At 66.7% G+C, this 17,998-nt stretch carries 16 protein-coding genes; 7 read left to right on the top strand and 9 right to left on the bottom strand.

Annotation, left to right across the window (positions count from 1 at the left end; all coding sequences use genetic code 11):
- Position 1 precedes the first annotated feature (1 nt).
- Positions 2-370 (bottom strand): hypothetical protein, encoded by a 369-nt coding sequence (locus RUR_RS32475; RefSeq protein ID WP_283139044.1) that lies wholly within the window; start codon positions 368-370, stop codon positions 2-4.
- A complete protein-coding gene (locus tag RUR_RS32470; RefSeq protein WP_283139043.1) occupies positions 367-1,827 on the bottom strand; it encodes an alpha/beta fold hydrolase in 1,461 nt (486 codons plus the stop codon). The genes RUR_RS32475 and RUR_RS32470 overlap by 4 nt, the downstream gene beginning before the upstream one ends.
- A gap of 318 nt (positions 1,828-2,145) precedes the next feature.
- Here RUR_RS32470 and RUR_RS32465 point away from each other — a divergent pair, with 318 nt between their 5' ends.
- Together RUR_RS32465 and RUR_RS32460 are read left to right on the top strand one after the other, a co-directional pair.
- Positions 2,146-3,465: a KamA family radical SAM protein gene (locus tag RUR_RS32465; RefSeq protein ID WP_283139042.1), complete on the top strand. Its 1,320-nt coding sequence runs from the start codon at positions 2,146-2,148 to the stop codon at positions 3,463-3,465.
- Positions 3,466-3,944: 479 nt separating this feature from the next.
- Entirely contained in the window at positions 3,945-5,030 is a 1,086-nt protein-coding gene (locus RUR_RS32460; RefSeq protein WP_283139041.1) for a hypothetical protein, read from the top strand.
- Between the two features lie 65 nt (positions 5,031-5,095).
- On the opposite strand, the gene RUR_RS32455 is transcribed toward RUR_RS32460, so the two are convergent.
- The 5 genes from RUR_RS32455 to RUR_RS32435 all read right to left on the bottom strand — a co-directional run bounded on the left by RUR_RS32455 (position 5,096) and on the right by RUR_RS32435 (position 9,291).
- Positions 5,096-5,251: a hypothetical protein gene (locus RUR_RS32455; protein ID WP_283139040.1), complete on the bottom strand. Its 156-nt coding sequence runs from the start codon at positions 5,249-5,251 to the stop codon at positions 5,096-5,098.
- A gap of 104 nt (positions 5,252-5,355) precedes the next feature.
- Positions 5,356-6,735, bottom strand: a complete 1,380-nt coding sequence (locus RUR_RS32450) for an ABC transporter substrate-binding protein (RefSeq protein WP_283139039.1) — start codon at positions 6,733-6,735, stop codon at positions 5,356-5,358.
- Between the two features lie 257 nt (positions 6,736-6,992).
- The gene (locus tag RUR_RS32445) at positions 6,993-7,514 is read right to left on the bottom strand and encodes a YbhB/YbcL family Raf kinase inhibitor-like protein (protein ID WP_283139038.1); all 522 of its coding nucleotides are present in this window, start codon (positions 7,512-7,514) and stop codon (positions 6,993-6,995) included.
- A gap of 39 nt (positions 7,515-7,553) precedes the next feature.
- A complete protein-coding gene (locus RUR_RS32440) occupies positions 7,554-8,333 on the bottom strand; it encodes an ABC transporter ATP-binding protein (RefSeq protein ID WP_283139037.1) in 780 nt (259 codons plus the stop codon).
- 19 nt (positions 8,334-8,352) lie between these two features.
- Positions 8,353-9,291, bottom strand: a complete 939-nt coding sequence (locus RUR_RS32435) for an ABC transporter permease (RefSeq protein WP_283139036.1) — start codon at positions 9,289-9,291, stop codon at positions 8,353-8,355.
- 526 nt (positions 9,292-9,817) lie between these two features.
- Between RUR_RS32435 and RUR_RS32430 the strand changes: the two genes are divergently transcribed.
- From RUR_RS32430 to RUR_RS32410, 5 genes are all read left to right on the top strand, one after another.
- Complete coding sequence (locus RUR_RS32430; protein ID WP_283139035.1) at positions 9,818-11,503, top strand: peptide ABC transporter substrate-binding protein; 1,686 nt, start codon at positions 9,818-9,820, stop codon at positions 11,501-11,503.
- Between the two features lie 253 nt (positions 11,504-11,756).
- Positions 11,757-12,686: an ABC transporter permease gene (locus RUR_RS32425; protein WP_283139034.1), complete on the top strand. Its 930-nt coding sequence runs from the start codon at positions 11,757-11,759 to the stop codon at positions 12,684-12,686.
- Positions 12,679-13,629: an ABC transporter permease gene (locus tag RUR_RS32420; protein ID WP_283139033.1), complete on the top strand. Its 951-nt coding sequence runs from the start codon at positions 12,679-12,681 to the stop codon at positions 13,627-13,629. Before RUR_RS32425 ends, RUR_RS32420 begins: the two co-directional genes overlap by 8 nt.
- 8 nt (positions 13,630-13,637) lie before the next feature.
- Positions 13,638-14,675 carry an ABC transporter ATP-binding protein gene (locus RUR_RS32415; RefSeq protein WP_283139032.1) on the top strand — a complete coding sequence of 346 codons (1,038 nt, stop codon included), beginning with the start codon at positions 13,638-13,640 and terminating at the stop codon, positions 14,673-14,675.
- Positions 14,659-15,675 carry an ABC transporter ATP-binding protein gene (locus RUR_RS32410; RefSeq protein WP_283139031.1) on the top strand — a complete coding sequence of 339 codons (1,017 nt, stop codon included), beginning with the start codon at positions 14,659-14,661 and terminating at the stop codon, positions 15,673-15,675. Before RUR_RS32415 ends, RUR_RS32410 begins: the two co-directional genes overlap by 17 nt.
- 289 nt (positions 15,676-15,964) lie before the next feature.
- Here RUR_RS32410 and RUR_RS32405 read toward each other — a convergent pair whose 3' ends face one another.
- Together RUR_RS32405 and RUR_RS32400 are read right to left on the bottom strand one after the other, a co-directional pair.
- Positions 15,965-17,158 (bottom strand): S8 family serine peptidase, encoded by a 1,194-nt coding sequence (locus RUR_RS32405; protein WP_283139030.1) that lies wholly within the window; start codon positions 17,156-17,158, stop codon positions 15,965-15,967.
- Positions 17,152-17,778: a hypothetical protein gene (locus tag RUR_RS32400; protein WP_283139029.1), complete on the bottom strand. Its 627-nt coding sequence runs from the start codon at positions 17,776-17,778 to the stop codon at positions 17,152-17,154. The genes RUR_RS32405 and RUR_RS32400 overlap by 7 nt, the downstream gene beginning before the upstream one ends.
- Between the last annotated feature and the right edge of the window lie 220 nt (positions 17,779-17,998).

Here is a 17,998-nt window from a genome sequence, read left to right as displayed (position 1 = left end):
TTCACCTCGACGGGGACGCGGGAATGACGGTCGGGCAGCCGTGGCCCAGACAGTTCTTGCTGATGACGGTCTTCCCGTCGAGGCGGACGACGAACTCCTGGCGGGGGTCGCGGGTGTCCGCCCGGGTGGCCGTTCCCCGGACTTCGACCCGGCCGCGCCGGTCCGCGCACGTGACGTGGACGGTCGCCTCGGTGCTCGCGGCGTCGAGCCGGCAGGTGAGACCGTCCGGCGTGTGCCCGAGCGCCCGCAGCTCCTCGACGACGCCGTCGGTGACGGCGGTGCGGAAGGAAACCTCCGAGGCGAGCCGCGACGGGTCCGCGCACCCGGTGGCCGACGCGAGCAGAGCCAGGATCGCCGCCGCCTTTCTCATGATCCGGCCATCTCCCTCACCGCGGCGGCGACGAGGTCGGGGCGCTCGACGTGGACCATGTGACCGGCCTCGGCCACGATCCGCTGCCGGCCCGCCGGGACCAGCTTGGCCAGTTCGGCGTGGCAGCGTCGCCACGAGATCTTTGAGCCCGCTGTGATCACGGTCAGCTCGACCGACGGCATCTCATGATTTTTCCGGAGTTCATGCAGGTCTTGTGCCATCTGCGCGTATGCAGCGAATTCTCGGCCAATGGAGTTGACGGCCGCACGTGAGCCGTACGCGCGTTCGACCTCCGCGATCGGGGTCGTCGTGATCAGGCGCCGCACCGGCGGCGCCAGGAGCTGCGGCAGCCCGGTCACGGCGAGCGCCCCGGTGAGTGCGCGGGTGAACCCCGCGACCAGCGGGTGCACCGGGGGCGGTGTGGATTCGCAGCTGGGGTCGACCAGAACAAGACCTCTCACTAGATCCGGAAATATCCGGGTAAACGCTTCGGCTGGGAAGGCTCCCATGGAGTGGGCCACGACGATCACCGGCGCGCCTGCCGTACGGGCCAGCGCCGCGAGCCGCTCGGTCTCGGACCGCAGGCTCGGCGGCTCGGCCGGCAGATCGCTTCCGCCGATTCCCGGGCGATCGAACATGATCACCTTGTGTTCGGCGGTCAGGAGATCGGCGACCCCCCGCCAATCCGCGCAGACACCGGCGACCCCGCTGGTCAGAATCACCGGAGGCGTGCCCGCGCCCTCCCGTCGTACGTCGAGCGTCACATCTCCGACAAGTTCCTGAGGGTACGGCTTACGCCGGTCGGCGCGCAGCGCGATCGCGATGAGAAGCAGCCAGAAAGCGAAGATTCCCACCTGAACCCGCTGGAAGGCGCCGATCCAGCCACCGGTGAAGATCAATACGAAGACGATCGCCGACACCGCCGCCTGGATCAGGCACAGGGCGGGCCCGAAACGCCGGACGACCGGCCACCACCCGTACCTGATGGCGGCCAGGGTGAGGGCGAACATGCAGACGAGCCCCCCGGCGGTCGCCAGGCTGCTCGTCACCGCGTGGGCCTGGTGGCCGAGCGACAGCCGGCCGGCCCGTTCGAGCAGCGCGCAGTGGGTGCTCAGGCTCACGGCGCAGTCCATCGAGGCGAACGTGGCGTCGACCGCGGTCATCGTCCCGAACAGCGTGAGTCCGGCCCACCCCGCGGTGGCGGCGGGCCTGCGGCGGAGCCGGCGGAGCGCCATGACGGCCACGACGGCGGCGAGGGTGCCGGCGAGCAGGTCGGCCGTGGCGAAGAAGGAGGAGTACGGTTGGTCGTTCGCGAAGAGTTCGCTCACATAGGAGCGCGCCGAATTCAGCCGGGCGTTCAGCGCCTCCTCGGCCACCCAGGAGCTGTAGGCGATGGCGGCGAGCACGGCCAGTGTCGGCACCGCGTACGGGACCACCCCCGGTGACCTGCCATCCATCCCGTATCCCCCTGAACGTCCGGTTCAACAGTAGTGCGGGTGCTTGACCTGCCGTCACCGGTGTGCCGATCGCCGGAGCCCGGTCGTGCGGGACGCGTCGTACGCCCTACGGCCAAGGTATGTCGCGATCCATGATGACCCTAGTCAGGAAGATTCGGACAAAGCATGCGAAACCACTCATGCTCACTGTGCTTCGTAGTGTAGAAAGGAATAGGACGCGCTAAAGCCTCACTCGGTTTACGACCAATACATAACAGGATCATCACTAATTGTGGCTGTGGCTGGCCGTAACCCCTTCAGGCCACTGAGGAGACGCTGGTGACCTTGCTCTTCGACGCCGCGCAGCGGGAAACCCCGACTACCCCCCGATTCCGTGCCTACACCTCGAAGCATCTCGACGAACTCCTGGTTCGCGCGGGCTTCGACCTTGAGGCCCGGCTGGCGTTACGCGCGGTGGCGACGGTGTTACCCTTCCGTACCAACGCCTATGTGATCGAGCGGCTCATCGACTGGACGGCCGTTCCCGACGATCCGATCTACCGGCTGGTCTTCCCCCAGCAGGACATGCTCCCCGCCGACGACGTCGCCCACATCGCCGGCCTGCTCCGGAACCAGGCGTCGCGGGCCGAGGTCGAATCGGCCGCCCACCGGGTGCGCGCCAAGCTCAACCCGCACCCGGCGGGGCAGCTTCAGCTCAACGTCCCAAAGCTCGCCGACGAGCCGCTGCCCGGGGTACAGCACAAGTACCCGGAGACCGCCCTCTTCTTCCCCAAGCAGGGACAGACCTGCCACGCGTACTGCACCTACTGTTTCCGGTGGGCCCAGTTCGTCGGCGAGCCCGATCTGAAGATGGCCTCGGACGACGTCGAGCGCTTCGTCGCGTACCTGCGCGCGCACCCGGAGATCACCAGCGTCCTCATCACCGGGGGAGACGCGATGATCATGACGGAGTCGGTGCTCGCCCGGTACGTCGAGCCGTTGATCGAAGTCGAGCAGCTGGAGTCGATCCGGATCGGGACCAAGTCGCTGTCCTACTGGCCGCAGCGTTTCGTCACGGACTCCGACGCGGACGACACGTTGCGGCTCTTCGAGCGGGTCGTGGCGGCCGGCAAGAACCTCGCCTTCCAGGCGCACTTCACCCACCCTCGGGAGATGGAGCCGGACCTGGTGGAGACGGCGGTCCGGCGCATCCTCGACTCGGGCGCGGTCATCCGCACCCAGGCCCCGCTGATCCGCTCCATCAACGACGACGCCCAGACCTGGGCGACGATGTGGCGGCGGCAGCATGCGATGGGCATGGTGCCGTACTACATGTTCGTCGAACGGGACACCGGACCACAGGACTACTTCGCGGTTCCGCTCGCCCGGGCGTACGAGATCTACCGGGAGGCGCTCGCCTCCGTTTCCGGGCTCTGCCGCACCGTGCGCGGACCGTCCATGTCGGCCACTCCGGGCAAGGTCTGCGTGGACGGCGTCGCGGAGATCGCGGGCCGGAAGGTCTTCGTTCTCCACTTCATCCAGGCCCGTGATCCCGCATTGGTCGGCAGGCCATTCTTCGCGGAGTACGACCCTGCGGCCACATGGCTCTCCGACCTGCGTCCGGCGTTCGCGGATCGATTTCCGCACGAGAGTTCCTGACATTCGCGTTCTTGCCTGAGGCGTTCGCTTGGCCACGGCTGTGTGCACCCGGTAAAGCGAGCGCCTTCGGAGCCAAAAATCTCGATTCCCGACCCTGCGGGAATCGCTGGATCCTCGGAGCCGCCGGGAGAGATCGTTGTGGTGACTACGCAGGCCTATCTGTGTAAGACCAGGACGAACCCCAGCAATCAGCTGGGTCGTGATCTCCCGGGGTTTCGTAGGTAATGCACCCTATGTGGGTTATGCAGGACTGGCTGAATTCCCGGATGGTAAAGGGATTCACATGTCCTTCAGGGAATGCCTTCCCTCCCTTGATCGGGCCGTCGATGGTGATACAAACGTTGACGTAGCTGAGTTCGGCGGCGCGCCGTATTGGATTTCCTGAGCGGTGCTCGCCGGCACACGGGGCTCTTAGATCCGCGATTCACGCCGACTTTGCCAAAAGGCGAACAGCGGCCGAGCGGACCAGGAAGGCAATCATGAATCGAGTTGTTCAATCGGCGATTGCCGTGGCGACCTTCAGCGCCTCGGTTGCCATCGCCGTACCGGCCGGGGCCGCGACCGCCCCGGCGTCCCATGCCGACGCCCGTATCGCCACGGTGAGCCAGGCACTCGCGACGAACAACGGCGACGACCCGATCCGCAGCCTGCTCGGCGGTCTGCTGGGTGGGGGTGCCGGCGATCCGGTCAGTCAGCTCCTCGGGGGCGCCGGATCACCGCTCTCCGGCGTCACCGGCACTCTCGGTGGGGTACCGGGATCGGTTCCGGGCGGCGACCTGACCGGTGGTCTCGGCGGGGTCACCGGCGGCCTGGGCGGTGTCACAGGTGGTCTGGGTGGTGTCACGGGTGGCCTGCCTGTTTCGGGGTTGCGGGTGGCCGGCGGGGACGACGGTTCGCTCGACGCGCTGATCAGGGAGATCAGGAAACTTCTCAACGGTCTCCTGGACGGGATCACAGCGGACAACCTGCCCACGGGTGACCTGACCGGCCAGCTCGGCGGGGTCACGGGGGGCCTGGGTGGTCTCACGGGTGGCCTGCCTGTTTCGGGGTTGCGGGTGGCCGGCGGGGACGACGGTTCGCTCGACGCGCTGATCAGGGAGATCAGGAAACTTCTCAACGGCCTGCTGGACGGGATCACAGCGGACAACCTGCCCACGGGTGACCTGACCGGCAAGCTCGGCGGTCTCACCGGTCAGCTTGGCGGCGTGACCGGAGCCGCCGGTGCGGTCACGGGGTCGTTGCCGACGGGCAATGTGGCCAGTCTCGCCACGGTGACGGGCGGCCTGCCCGCCGGTGACCTCACCGGCGTTCTCGGCGGCCTCGCCCGTACCGCCGTCCCGATGGTCGAGGGCGGGCCCCGGCCCACCGCCCCGGCCGACAGCAAGATCGTCCAGGTCCCGCCGGTCGTGCCGCAGCCGGAGCTGCCCAAGGCACCGCTGACGGTGACCGAACCGAAGGTCGTACCTCCTTCCGCTGAGTCGCTCGCCCCGGCTCAGGATGCGGGCGTGTCCGCCGCCGACCAGGTTTCGGGTCCGGCGGAGGGCGCCGTGACGGCCGGCGAGTAGCCGGTACGGCGGTACGCCCGATGTTCCGGTGGTCGGTGCCTTGCCAGGGCACCGACCACCTGTCGTCAGGGCTGCCGTACACAGGTCCTTCTGGCGATCTGAGCTTGAAGTCGCGCCATCTGCCAGTGCAGCTCGATAAGCTGTTCGATGAGGACATGGTGGGGAAGTATGGACGGGTCCTCGGCAGCCAGGCGATCGATCGCGTCGGATAGCTCGAGCATCGCACACCTCTGGAAGAGCATCTCCATCGAACTTATGTTCGAAGCATAGGGTATGCCGGGCCTTCTCGGGTGCGGTTTGCGATAACAGCCGGTCGCCGGGCGTGTCAACCGCCGACCAGGCCCCGGCTGCGCCAGCTCTCAAAGATCTTTCTCATCTGCCGGTCGGTGTCCAGGACGGCCACCTTGGCTGTCTCCTGGCCCCGGGCCACCCGGGCCATCATCTTCGGGAGCAGGTGAAGGCTGAAGACCTCGCCGATCGCCGGGTTCGCGGGCCCGGGATGGCCGAGGTTGACGGTCCAGTCGGAGGCGCTCTTCAGCAGGGCGAGTTTGCCCGCCGGTTTGGCGCCGAACGGATCCCGGTCCAGCCATTCCGCGAGCCGGGGAACCAGCGACGGCCAGGCGGGCAGGTCGCAGAGCTCGGAGTTGTAGACGGCCGCCGGGGAGTTGGCGGTGTGGTGCAGCAGGAACTCCTTGGCCGTGTCCACGGCCTGAGAGTACTTGGGAACGATCCAGCTGTAGACCAGGTGCGGTGCGGCGAACGCCTTTTGCGGTCCACGCAGAGCGGGGAGGAAGAAGACGTCCTTCGCCACCTCGGGATTGACGCTCTGCGCGGTACGCCAGGCGGTGATCGAGTTCATGATGTAGGAGAGGTCCCCGCCGGTCAGACCGCGGTTGTTGGAGGTCGCGTTCCAGGTGAAGACCTCGTCGGTCATGGTCCGGCGATACAGGGTGGCCATGAACTCGACCGCGTCCACGGCCGCGTCGCCGTAGAGGGTCACCCGTTCCTCCTCGTCCTGCTCGGCGGCGCCGTACGACCAGAGCAGCGCCCGGGCCGCCATGCCGGAGTCGATCTCGGGCGCGAGGCCCAGTCCGAGGCGGACGCCCGCGCTCTGCTTGATCCTGGCCCCGCCTTCGAGGAGCTCGTCCCAGGTGGTCGGACCTCCGGTCAGGCCGACTGCGGACCAATGGGAGGAGCGGTGGTTTCCCGGATCGGGTGACCAGCCGGGACAGAACGCGTAGTGTCTTCCGCTGCGCGGGTTGAAGCCGGACTTGCGGCACAGCTCCCGCTGGGCTCCCCATCGCCGGTTCGCCTCCTGGACGACGTCCTTGAGGTCGTGCACGACGGGTTCGTACTGGGAGAGCGGGCCGATGCCCTGGATGAGGTCGTGGCCCCGGCCGGCCTGCAGCTGAGCGGCGATCCTTCCCGGCAGCTCGTCCGCGGAGACCTGCTCCACCCGGACGGTGACGCCGACCCGCCGACCCCAGTCCTGAGCGAACCTCGCGAACCACTCGTTGTGCCGGTTGATCAGGTGGGACCACATGAGGATGGTGAGGGAGCCGGAGAGCTTGGTCCGCGGTTCGGTGAAGACGAGCTGCGGGCCCGAGTCGGCCAGGCCGACGGCGCCGCAGGAACCAAGGGCGAGGCCACCGCCGGCGAGTCCCGCCGCTCGGAGGAACCTTCGCCGGTTCATGGAACTGGTCATGACAGATTCCATGAAAATATGTTAAGACGCATTGTGAAGTTAAATGTTGTGGGTTTGTTGCACCTCGATGATTTTTGCAGGAAGTTGTCTAGAGAAGAGATCACACCTTGAGGTTACGTAGCGTGCCGAGATTGTCTAGATCTGTTACGCGACGATAACGGAAGGGTTTGGATCCCTCGGGGCCGATCAACGAAGAAGAGGCCCGGACCGGCACCCCGACGTGGGATTTCGCGGTCCGAGCCCCTTCCGGTGACGGCTCAGTGCCCCCAGACCGGGACGAGGTAGCCCCGGGCGAGGGTGTTGGCTGTGATGGTGAAGCCCACCACGGCCGCAGAGGTGTCCGAGTCCAGACCGAGTTTGTCGCATCCGAGCGCGTGTACGGCGAACACGTAGCGGTGCGGCGGCCCCGGCGGGGGTGCGGCACCGCCGTACTCCATGGTGCCGAAGTCGTTCCGGGCGTGGGCCGCGCCCGCGGGCAGGCCGACCCCGCCCCCCGCGCCGGTGGGGAGCTCGGTGACGTCGGCGGGCAGGTCGAACAGCAGCCAGTGCCAGAATCCGCTGCCCGTGGGGGCGTCGGGGTCGAAGCAGGTCACCGCGAAGCTCTTGGTCTCCGCGGGGAACCCAGACCAGCGTAGATGCGGGGACAGGTTCTCGCCCGGCATGCCCCACCCGTTGAAAAGATGCCGTGACCCGAGTCGCTCCCCGTCGGCGATGTCGTCGCTTTCAACGGTGAGCGAGGGAACCGGAGGCAGATATTCATAGGGGATCGGGGGACGCATGGAACCTCCGTTTGTCCGAGAAATCCGAGAAGAAAGACATCAAGCCTTGTTGTAGGCCTCGAGCACGGCCTTGGGGTCGCCGTCCATCAAGATCTTGCCGCTGTCCAGCCAGATCACCCGGTTGCAGGTCTCCTCGATGACGTCCAGGTTGTGGGCGACCAGAAAGACCGTACCGGCTTCCTTGCGCATTTGCTTGATGCGTTCCTGGCTCTTCTTCTTGAATTGCCGGTCACCGGTGGCCAAAGCTTCGTCGATCAGCAGAACGTCGTGACTTTTGGCCGAGGCGATGGCGAAGCGCAGGCGGGCGCCCATACCCGAGGAATAGGTCCGCATGGGCAGCTCGATGAAGTCCCCGACGCCGGAGAACTTCACGATCTCGTCGTACTTGCTCTTGACCTGGGCGGGTGTCATGCCCATCGCGTAGCAGCCGAGAATCACGTTGCGCTGGCCGGTCAGGTCGCTCATCAACGCCGCGTTGACCCCGAGCAGCGAGGGCTGACCGTCGGTGTAGACCGCTCCCTCGTGCGGGGGGAGGAGGCCGGCGATCGCCCGGAGCAGGGTCGACTTGCCGGATCCGTTGCGTCCCACGATGCCGATGGCGTCACCGTGGTAGGCCACGAACGAGATGCCCTTGATGGCGTGGACCTCGCGCATCTGGGGCCGGCCCTGACGCTTGAGGATGCGCATGAACGCGCTCGCCGCGTTGCCCTTCTCCCGCTCGGTCGCCGCACCGTAGACGCGGTAGACGATGTGGAGATCGTCGACGATCACGGTGGGCGCACGGTTGGCCGCGTTCGCGTCCTGCGGAGTTTCGGTCATGGGGGCCACCTTGGTCAGCTCAGCCACGGCCGTACCTCTCTTCGGCCCGCCAGAAGTACCAGAAACCTACAACAAGCGCGAAGACTGCCCAGAAAAGCGCGAACAACCAAATGCGTGTCATGTCCGGTGGCGGACCATATCCGGGTTTTGGCACCCGGTAGCTGGTGATCAGCAGACCTCTCATTAAGTCGATGAAGACCGTCGCCGGGTTGAACTCCAGGATCCAGGAGACCCACTCCGGCGCGTGGGCCTGTTTGAGCCGGGACGGGATGCTGAAGAAGACCCCCGAGGCGTACAGCCAGGTACGCATGATGAACGGGAGCAGCTGGCTGACGTCGCGCAGCGTCGCGCCGACCCTCGCCATGGCGAGCCCCGCGCCCATGTTGAAGAGGGTCTGCAGGGCCAGCGCCACCGGAACGAGCAGCCAGTAGAACGTGGGCGTTTCCCCGGTGATCGGGATGATCACCATGAGCACCGCCATCGAGACGATCAGCTGCTGGAACTCCTGCAGCGTGTACGCGAGCGGCAGCGCGGCCCGCGGGAAGTGCAGCGCCCTGATCAATGACAGGTTGCTCGCGATCGCCCGTGAGCCACCCATGACGGATCGCTGGGTGTAGGTGAAGACGAACATCCCGGTGATCAGAAAGGCTGCGAAGTTGTCCACGTCACCCTGGGTGCCGAGGATGATGCCGAACATCACAAAGTAGATCGCGGCGTTGAGGAGGGGGGTGAGTACCTGCCACAACTGGCCGAGCATCGAGTCGCTGTACTTGGAGATGTTTCGCGACGTGGCGTAGGTCCGAATGAAGTGCCGGCGCTCCCACAGTTGATGCAGGTAGGGACCGATGGCAGGTCGCGCGATCGCGCGTTTCAGTCCGTGGTGCTCGGCGAGTTGGGCCAGCGACCCCTCCGGTAGCGGAGTGGAGCCGCCCGCCACCGCGGTATCCGACTGGCTCATGGCATGGACTCTATTGGATGTCGGCGCATGAGATGCCGCGGAAGGTGGTGGTCGTCGGCTGGAACTCCAGGTGGGGCGCGCGACGGCGACCTCCGTGGAGTCCTCAGGTCAACGGTATCCCATTTCCAGGCGTGTCGACGCGCGAAAGTGGATCTTTAGTGGGCTGGATCGTCATCACAGCAGGTCACCGCCCGCACACATAATACTCAGGGGGTAGCAAGTGTTGCACAGTCTGCAATATTGGACATACGGCTTATCTGGTTGTTTATGCCTTGATAAGACAAATCGGGGGAATGGCCGTCATGCCTATGACGTCGGGCCCGCAGGTGTGTGACCGAACTGCAATGCGCCGGAGACGTTGGTGTGAGACGTAGTGGGGGATAGTCGCGGTCGACTGGCAGGCGTCAGCTGGTTCGACCGCTTATGCGAACTTTCGAGACCGGCCGATCGGAGGTCTCGGCGGTTCAGGTATCGGGCGATGTACGGCAGAACGCCAACGCTCACCTGAGAGGGAGGAAAAACCCGGATGCGTGTACGTAAAGGCGTACAACTTGTCGCCGGCGCGGCGCTTCTGTCAATGGTCGCCGCCGCCTGTGGTGGGGGCGATGTCGGGGCGACCAAAACAGAAGGCCCAGCGGCCGGTACCGGCGCGCGTGCGGACGGCACGGTCTTCATTCGCGGCTGTGAGCCGCAGAACCCGATTGTGCCCGGAAACATCAACGAGACCTGTGGTGGCAAGGTCGCCGACGCGCTGTTCACCGGTCTGCGGGAGTACAACCCCGACACCGCGCAGCCCGAAGACGCGATGGCCGAGTCCATTCAGACGACGGACAACAAGACCTTCACCATCAAGATCAAGCAGGGCTGGAAGTTCCACGACGGCACCGAGGTGAAGGCGAAGAACTTCGTCGACGCCTGGAACTTCACCGCGTACTCCCCCAACGCCCAGCTCGGTTCCTACTGGTTCGCCGACGTCAAGGGCTACGACAAGGTGAGCACGACCGACCCCGACGGCGAGGAGGGCCCGAAGAAGGCTCCGACGCCCGCGACCGACAAGCTGGAGGGTCTGAAGGTCGTCGACGACTACACCTTCACCGTCGAGCTCAAGGCGCCGCAGGCGATCTGGCCGTTCAAGGTCGGATACACCACCTTCTCGCCGCTGCCCGACGCGTTCTTCAGCAGCACCCCGGCCGAGTTCGGCAAGAAGCCGGTCGGGAACGGCCCGTTCAAGTTCGAGAGCTGGCAGAACAACGTCCAGATCACGGTCGCCACGAACGCCGACTACCCCGGTGAGCGCAAGAGCAAGGTCAAGAAGATCGTCTACAAGATGTACCAGGACGACAACGCGGCCTACGCCGACCTGATCTCCAACAACCTGGACTTCCTGGAGGTCGTCCCGCCGTCCGCGCTTACGGGCGACAAGTGGAAGACCGACCTCGGCGACCGCGCGATCTCGGGCGAGCAGGGCGTCATCCAGACGCTCACGTTCCCGCTGTACAACAAGGAGTTCGGCGGTAACGCGGACTTCCGCAAGGCGATCTCGCTGTCGATCGACCGGGTGACGATCACCGACAAGATCTTCAACAAGGGCCGCGTGCCGGTCGACGGCTGGTCCATCCCGCTGGTGAACGGATACAAGGCGGGCGCCTGCGCCGGCTTCTGCACCTTCGACCCGGCCAAGGCCAAGGAGCACCTGGCCAAGTCCAAGGCGGCCGGCTACAACCCGCCGGCGGAGTACCCGCTCTGGTACAACGGCGACTCGGCGCACAAGGAGTGGACCGAGGCCGCCTGCAACAGCATCAACCAGGCGCTCGAAGTCAAGTGGTGTGTCGCCCGGCCCATGCCGACCTTCGACGAGCTCCGTGACGCCGTCACCAGCCGCAAGATCAAGGGTATGTTCCGCACCGGCTGGCAGATGGACTACCCGCACCTGGAGAACTTCCTGACCCCGCTCTACGAGACCGGCGCCTCCTCCAACGACGGTGAGTACAGCAACAAGGAGTTCGACGCCAAGCTCGACCAGGCCGACCAGACCACCGACCCGACCGCGGCCACCACGCTCTACCAGGAGGCCGAGGCGCTGCTGGCCGAGGACCTTCCGGCGATTCCGCTCTGGTACTACGGTCTCCAGGCGGGTTACTCGACCCACGTGAAGAACGTCAAGGTCACGCCGTTCGGTGAGCTCGACCCCACCTCCATCGAGATCAAGTAACCCTTCCGGGGGTTTTCCTGGCCAAACAGGCTGAATAAGGAGCGAGGCTGGTCCCCGGAAAGGGACCGGCCTCGCCGCCTGCTTGTTTACCGCCTTTTGGCTGCCAGTAACCACAGACACCGTACGACTTCTCGTCTACGGTGATGTCAGCTCCCGGAATCGAGAGGCTCCTCGATATTCGTGGCGGCGATCCCGCCGCTATTGACGTGGAGTCTTCTCGTACGACGTCTCGTCGTCAGACTGGAGGGTGCAAATGGGTCGCTACACGATTAGGCGCCTACTGCAACTCATACCGGTGCTATTAGGCACCACGTTTCTCATCAACTTCATGGTTTGGCAATTGCCGGGCGGCAACCCCTTCGCCAACCGATGCGGGGATCGTCCGTGCCCCGAGGCGTTTGTCGCGGCCATGACCGAGCAGTTCGGGCTCAACGACCCGTTCTGGCTCCAGTACCTGAAGTACTTGACCAATGTCCTTCAGGGCAACCTCGGGGTGAACTTCAACCAGGTCCCGGTCATCGACCTGATCAAGCTCGCTTACCCCACGACCATCAAGCTCGCACTGCTGGCCGTCGCCATTGAGGCCGTCGTGGGCATCGGTCTGGGAGTGATCAGTGGGCTTAAGAAAGGTGGCTTCTTCGACAGTTCAATCACAATATTCACTTTGTTCCTGCTTTCGCTACCGGTTTTCGTCACGGGCTTCACGCTCCAGTGGATCCTCGGCATCCAGCTCGGGATCATCAACCCCACGGTGTCCGCGGGGGCGCCCTGGAGCGAGCTGATCGTGCCGGCCATCGTGCTCGCCAGCCTGAACATGGCGTTCACCACCCGGCTCACCCGGACCAGCATCGTGGAGAACTTCCGGGCCGACTACGTGCGGACGGCGGTGGCCAAGGGATTGCCGCGCCGCAGGGTGGTGGGCATCCACCTGTTGCGCAACTCCGCGATCCCCGTCGTCACCTTCCTCGGCACCGAGATCGGTGCGCTGATGGGCGGGGCGATCGTGACCGAGGGCATCTTCAACATCACCGGTATCGGCGGCCTCCTCTTCGGGAGCATCGGCCGACGGGACTACACGGTGGTGGTTCCGGTCGCGACACTGCTCGTCGTGGTGTATCTCCTGGCCAACCTGCTCGTCGATCTTCTGTACGGCGTGCTCGACCCGAGGATCCGCTATGAGTGACCCGGTAACCATCCAGACGGCCGGCGTGGCGGCGGGCGGCGAGGTCCAGGAGACCACGGCGCCGGGGAGCGGCAAGCCGCGGAGCCTGTGGCAGGACGCGTGGGCGGAGCTGCGCAAGCAGCCGCTCTTCTGGATCTCGCTCGCCCTGCTCGCCGTGTTCATCGTCATGGCGATCTTCCCGCAGCTCTTCACCGGGAAGGACCCCGCCTTCGCGGAGCTGAGGAGAAGCCTGGAGCCGCCGAGCGCGGCGGCCTGGTTCGGCTACGACCTGCAGGGGCGCGACGTCTACGCGAGGACCATCTACGGAGCCCGCGCCTCGGTGGTCGTAGGGGTGCTCACCACGGTGCTGGCGGTACTCGTCGGTGTGATCATGGGGGTTATCGGCGGGTTCGCCGGGGGCTGGGTGGATTCGCTCACCTCCCGGATCGGAGAGATCTTCATCGGAGTGCCCTACCTGCTCGGCGCCATCCTCATCCTCTCGACCGTCGCGCCCGCCCAGGAGAACCCGGGAGCCGTCTTGATCACGGCGGTGGTCATCATCGTGCTTTCCGTGCTGAGCTGGCCGATCGTCGCCCGAATAGCCAGATCCTCGCTGCTCAGCGTCAAGCATGCGGACTACGTGCTGGCGGCGCGTGCCCTTGGGGCCAGTCCCGGGCGCATCATCTTCCGGCACCTGCTCCCGAACTCGCTGGCGCCGATCATCGTGGTGGCCACGATCAGCATGGGCAGCTACATCAGTGCGGAGGCGACGCTCTCCTTCCTCGGCGTGGGGCTGCGGGCACCGGTCATCTCCTGGGGTATCGCCATCGCCGACCACACGGACTATCTCCGTACGGCCCTGCACGCCATGCTCTTCCCGTCGATCTTCCTCAGCGTCTGCGTGCTGGCGTTCGTCATGCTGGGGGACGCCGTCCGGTCGGCTCTCGATCCCAAGTTGCGGTAGGGGTACCCATGACGAAAGCAGTCACCGAGCCGGTCTCCTCCGGCGATCGGCCATACTCCGGATCGCTCCTTGAAGTGGAAGACCTCCAGGTGGAGTTCCGGACCCAGGCGGGTGTCGCGAAGGCGGTGAACGGCGTCACCTACAGTGTCGACGCCGGCGAGACCCTCGCGGTGCTGGGGGAGTCGGGCTCGGGCAAGAGCGTGACCGCCCAGACCATCATGGGCATCCTGGACATGCCTCCGGGCGTGGTGCGGGGCGGGCGGATCCGGTTCCGCGGGGTCGACCTCCTGACGATGCCGGAGGCCGAACGCCGCAAGATCCGCGGCGAGGGCATTTCGATGATCTTCCAGGACGCCCTGTCGGCGTTGAACCCGCTTTTCCCGGTGGGCTGGCAGATCGGGGAGATGTTCCGCGTGCACCGCGGGCTCTCCAAGAAGCAGGCCTACGCCAAGGCCGTGGAGCTGATGGACCGGGTCCGGATCCCGGCCGCCAAACAGCGGCTCAGGGACTTCCCGCACCAGTTCTCGGGCGGTATGCGGCAGCGCATCATGATCGCGATGGCGATCGCGCTGGATCCCGAGGTGCTGATCGCGGACGAGCCCACCACGGCGCTCGACGTGACCGTGCAGGCCCAGATCATGGACCTGCTCGCGGAGCTGCAGCGGGAGAGCAACATGGCGCTCATCCTGATCACGCACGACCTCGGGGTCGTGGCGGACGTGGCACACAAGATCGCTGTGATGTACGGCGGGCGGATCGTCGAACAGGCATCGGTGTTCGACCTCTACGCCAAGCCCGCACATCCCTACACCAAGGGTCTGCTGGACTCGATCCCCCGGGTGGATCAGAAGGGCCAGGACCTCTTCGCGATCAAGGGAATCCCCCCGAATCTCCTCCACATGCCGTCGGGCTGCGCGTTTCACCCACGCTGCGTCTTCAAGCGGGACAACTGCACAACCGATGTGCCGGCTCTTCTGACGGTGGAGGGGCCACGGCGGAGCGCTTGTCACTACTCCAGGGAGGTCCTCGATGGCGTCGCAGGATGATGTGATTCTTGAAGTGCGCGACCTGGTCAAGCACTTCCCGCTGACCCAGGGGATCGTTCTCAAGCGGAGCATCGGGGCGATCAAAGCGGTGGACGGGGTCGATTTCGACCTGCGCCGCGGCGAGACGCTGGGTGTGGTGGGCGAATCCGGCTGCGGTAAGTCCACCCTGGCCAAACTGCTGATGGCGTTGGAGCGTCCGACCTCGGGCTCGGTACGCGTCCACGGGGAGGACATCGCGTCCGCCCGGGGTGCGGCGTTGAAGCGGATGCGACGCAACATCCAGATGGTGTTCCAGGACCCCTACACGTCCTTGGACCCCCGGATGACGGTCGGCGACATCGTCGGGGAGCCCTTCGAGATCCATTCCGAGGTGGCGCCCAAGGGCGATCGGCGGCGGCGGGTACAGGAACTGCTGGAAGTGGTCGGGCTCGACCCCGAGCACATCAACCGGTACCCCCACCAGTTCTCCGGCGGTCAGCGGCAGCGGATCGGCATCGCCCGGGGGCTCGCCCTCCAGCCGGAGATCATCGTGTGCGACGAGCCGGTCTCGGCGTTGGACGTCTCCATTCAGGCACAGGTGATGAACCTGCTGGACCGGCTGCAGAAGGAGTTCAACCTGGCCTACATCTTCATCGCCCACGACCTTTCCGTGGTCCGTCACATCTCCGACCGGGTGGCGGTCATGTACCTCGGAAAGATCGTGGAGCTGGGGGCCGACGCCGAGATCTACGACCATCCGACGCACCCCTACACCCAGGCGCTGCTGTCGGCGGTCCCGGTACCCGACCCCCGCGGGCGGGAGAACCGGGAGCGCATCATCCTCACCGGCGACGTGCCGTCACCGGCCAACCCGCCGTCGGGGTGCCGATTCCGGACCCGGTGCTGGAAGGCCCAGGAGATCTGCTCCGTCGAGGAGCCGCTGCTCCAGGTGCGTGAAGGAAGCGGGCATCCCAGTGCCTGTCACTTCGCCGAGGTCCACGACGTGGTCCACGTAGCCTGACAAAGACCTGCGAAAGCCCCGCCTCGCGCGGGGCTTTCGTATGCGTTCCCCTGGAGCCGGGTCCATCGGTAGGAGCTTCCCGGAATCCTTGACGCCGACCGCTACAGGGTGCCTCGGAGCCCCGTGTCGGCGATCGGAGGGTTGAGCGGGATCAGGGATTCGGAACCCATCCCGGGTGCCGGGGCCTGCTCGGGACCCGGAAGACGGCCGAACGGCGACCCCCGTCCGCGGGCTCCCGCACGACGGTGACGATCGTCCCGGGCGGCCCCGCGACCTCGGTCGCCTCCGGTCAGCGACGGTGGGCGTAGTGGCGTTCGGTCAGGACGGCGCCGGCGGCGAGCAGGGCCGCGAGCAGGACCAGGGTGAGGCCGAGGACGCGGCGGGAGATCGGAGCGCTCCGGGTGGGGCCTCCGCCGAAGTACTCGGTGTGTTCGGACGCGGTGATCACCGTGGTGCCCGAGTCGTCCCAGCCCGTTGCACTTCGTTCGGCCATCAGCCCGGCCGTGTCGACCGCCCGTTCGGCGTTGACCAGGCCATGGCCGTACTCCGCGTCGTGTCCTCCCTTGGGGCGCCTGACGGTGCTGCGCTCGATGGCCCGCCGGACCTCCAGGGGGGTCAGTTCGGGAAAGCGTCCGCGGATCAGGGCCGCGACCCCGGCGACGTGGGCCGCGGCCGCGCTCGTGCCGTCGCCGACGACGTAGGAGTCGGCGCCGTCGGCGCTGACGATCTGGGTGCCGGGGGCGACCACGGAGAGGTAGCCCTGACGGTTGGAGAACGGCGCCCGGCGCAGGTTCCGGTCGACCGCTCCGACGGCGATGACCCCGGGATAGGCCGCGGGGAAGTTCTTTCTGTTGGCGTCGGCACCGTCGTTTCCGGATGAGGCGACGAGGACCGCGCCTTTGGCGAGGGCGTACTGGACGGCCTCCTCCTCGTCGGCGCTGCCGTCGTAGACGCCGCGGCCGCCTCCGAGGGACATGCTGATGACGTCCGCGCCTTGATCGGCCGCGTAGCGTATCCCGGCGGCCACCGCGTTCTCGCTCTGCCGGCGGGCCTGCTTGGTCTGCCGGAGCGGGTCGCCGTTCTCCAGGGTCACCCGAATGGAGAGGATCTTGGCGGCGGGCGCGATGCCGATGACGCCGCGGGCCCGGCCGGGTCCGTGGCCGCGGCCGGCGATCAGGCTCGCCATCGCCGTGCCGTGATGGCCCCAGTACCGTCCGGCGCGCCGCGCGCCGCCCACCAGGTCGGGTCCGGGGATGACCGCGCCGAGCAGGTCGGGGTGGCGTTCGTCCACCCCGGTGTCGAGGACGGCGACCACCACGTTCTCCCCTCGGGCGTGTTTCCACGCGGCCGGGACGCGGAGTTCGGCGAGGGGCCACTGCCGGAGGCGGACCGCGCTCGCCACGTCGTCGGCCGCGGCCGCGCACGCGGGCGCCAGGAGCGCCACGGCGGTCAGCGCGATGCCCGCGACGGCTCGGGTCAGCATGGTGCGGTGATCCGCCGGTAGAGCGCTGTGGCGAGTGTGTCGGCCACGTCGGACAGTCGCAGGTCGGCCCGGTCCGCGGGGGAGTAGAGCCGGCTGTCGGCGTAGCCCGCCGCGGTGAGCACGAGGTACCGCTGGCTTCCTCCGGCGACTCCGCCGGTGACGTAGTGCTTCTCGGTGAACTCGTCGGCGGGGCCGCCGCGGAAGGCCACCGGCCGTACGGTCGACGGCCGGTCGCCGGGACGCTGCCGGCGCGGCAGGGGGACGTTCGTGCCTTCGGCGAGTACGACGATGCCGGTGGTGACGACGTAGGTCTGGGTGCTGTCGGCGTAGGTGGCACGGAGCACGCTCACGCAGCCGAGCCGGCCGAGGAGCCTGGCCACCGGCGGCTGGAGCGCCGTCCGGCAGGGCGCCTCGGCGGCGATCCCCGCGCGCAGGTAGGTGGCGGTCGCACCCGATCGGGTTACCCCGGGGATGGCCTCGGGGAAGATCCGGTCCACCGGCCAGGAGCGCCATCGCTCCCGGATGGCCGGGCCGGTCGGCGCCGTGCCGACCATCAGCGCGCTGAGGCAGATCACGATTGAGAGCACCGGCAGACGGGTCAGCGCCGTCGTCAGGGTCACGACACCGACCTCCTCAGCCGGCTCGGGGGGTGCCAACGGTCATTGTGGCACTTGTCCGCAGTCCGGCTAAGACGTTTCAGTAAACGGGTCGTTACGTCCGGTGATGACATGGCCTCCGGGGATCCGGACCGGGCTCCGGGAGACGCCGTGATCGCCGGATCGCGGCGCGCCGCATCCGGAAGACCGGTCATGCGATCACACGAACCGCCGTGAACACCCC

The sequence above is a fragment of the Rhizohabitans arisaemae genome (assembly GCF_025996515.1).
Lineage (GTDB): Bacteria > Actinomycetota > Actinomycetes > Streptosporangiales > Streptosporangiaceae > Rhizohabitans > Rhizohabitans arisaemae.
This window is presented reverse-complemented; position numbering and strand designations above follow the sequence as displayed.

Coding starts and splice junctions, on each gene's coding strand:
- RUR_RS32415 (WP_283139032.1), top strand. CDS start 13,638: ATGACGAAAGCAGTCACCGAGCCGGTCTCCTCCGGCGATCGGCCATAC.
- RUR_RS32405 (WP_283139030.1), bottom strand. CDS start 17,158: ATGCTGACCCGAGCCGTCGCGGGCATCGCGCTGACCGCCGTGGCGCTC.
- RUR_RS32475 (WP_283139044.1), bottom strand. CDS start 370: ATGAGAAAGGCGGCGGCGATCCTGGCTCTGCTCGCGTCGGCCACCGGG.
- RUR_RS32420 (WP_283139033.1), top strand. CDS start 12,679: ATGAGTGACCCGGTAACCATCCAGACGGCCGGCGTGGCGGCGGGCGGC.
- RUR_RS32455 (WP_283139040.1), bottom strand. CDS start 5,251: ATGCTCGAGCTATCCGACGCGATCGATCGCCTGGCTGCCGAGGACCCG.
- RUR_RS32430 (WP_283139035.1), top strand. CDS start 9,818: ATGCGTGTACGTAAAGGCGTACAACTTGTCGCCGGCGCGGCGCTTCTG.
- RUR_RS32470 (WP_283139043.1), bottom strand. CDS start 1,827: ATGGATGGCAGGTCACCGGGGGTGGTCCCGTACGCGGTGCCGACACTG.
- RUR_RS32450 (WP_283139039.1), bottom strand. CDS start 6,735: ATGACCAGTTCCATGAACCGGCGAAGGTTCCTCCGAGCGGCGGGACTC.
- RUR_RS32435 (WP_283139036.1), bottom strand. CDS start 9,291: ATGAGCCAGTCGGATACCGCGGTGGCGGGCGGCTCCACTCCGCTACCG.
- RUR_RS32460 (WP_283139041.1), top strand. CDS start 3,945: ATGAATCGAGTTGTTCAATCGGCGATTGCCGTGGCGACCTTCAGCGCC.
- RUR_RS32425 (WP_283139034.1), top strand. CDS start 11,757: ATGGGTCGCTACACGATTAGGCGCCTACTGCAACTCATACCGGTGCTA.
- RUR_RS32410 (WP_283139031.1), top strand. CDS start 14,659: ATGGCGTCGCAGGATGATGTGATTCTTGAAGTGCGCGACCTGGTCAAG.
- RUR_RS32440 (WP_283139037.1), bottom strand. CDS start 8,333: ATGACCGAAACTCCGCAGGACGCGAACGCGGCCAACCGTGCGCCCACC.
- RUR_RS32445 (WP_283139038.1), bottom strand. CDS start 7,514: ATGCGTCCCCCGATCCCCTATGAATATCTGCCTCCGGTTCCCTCGCTC.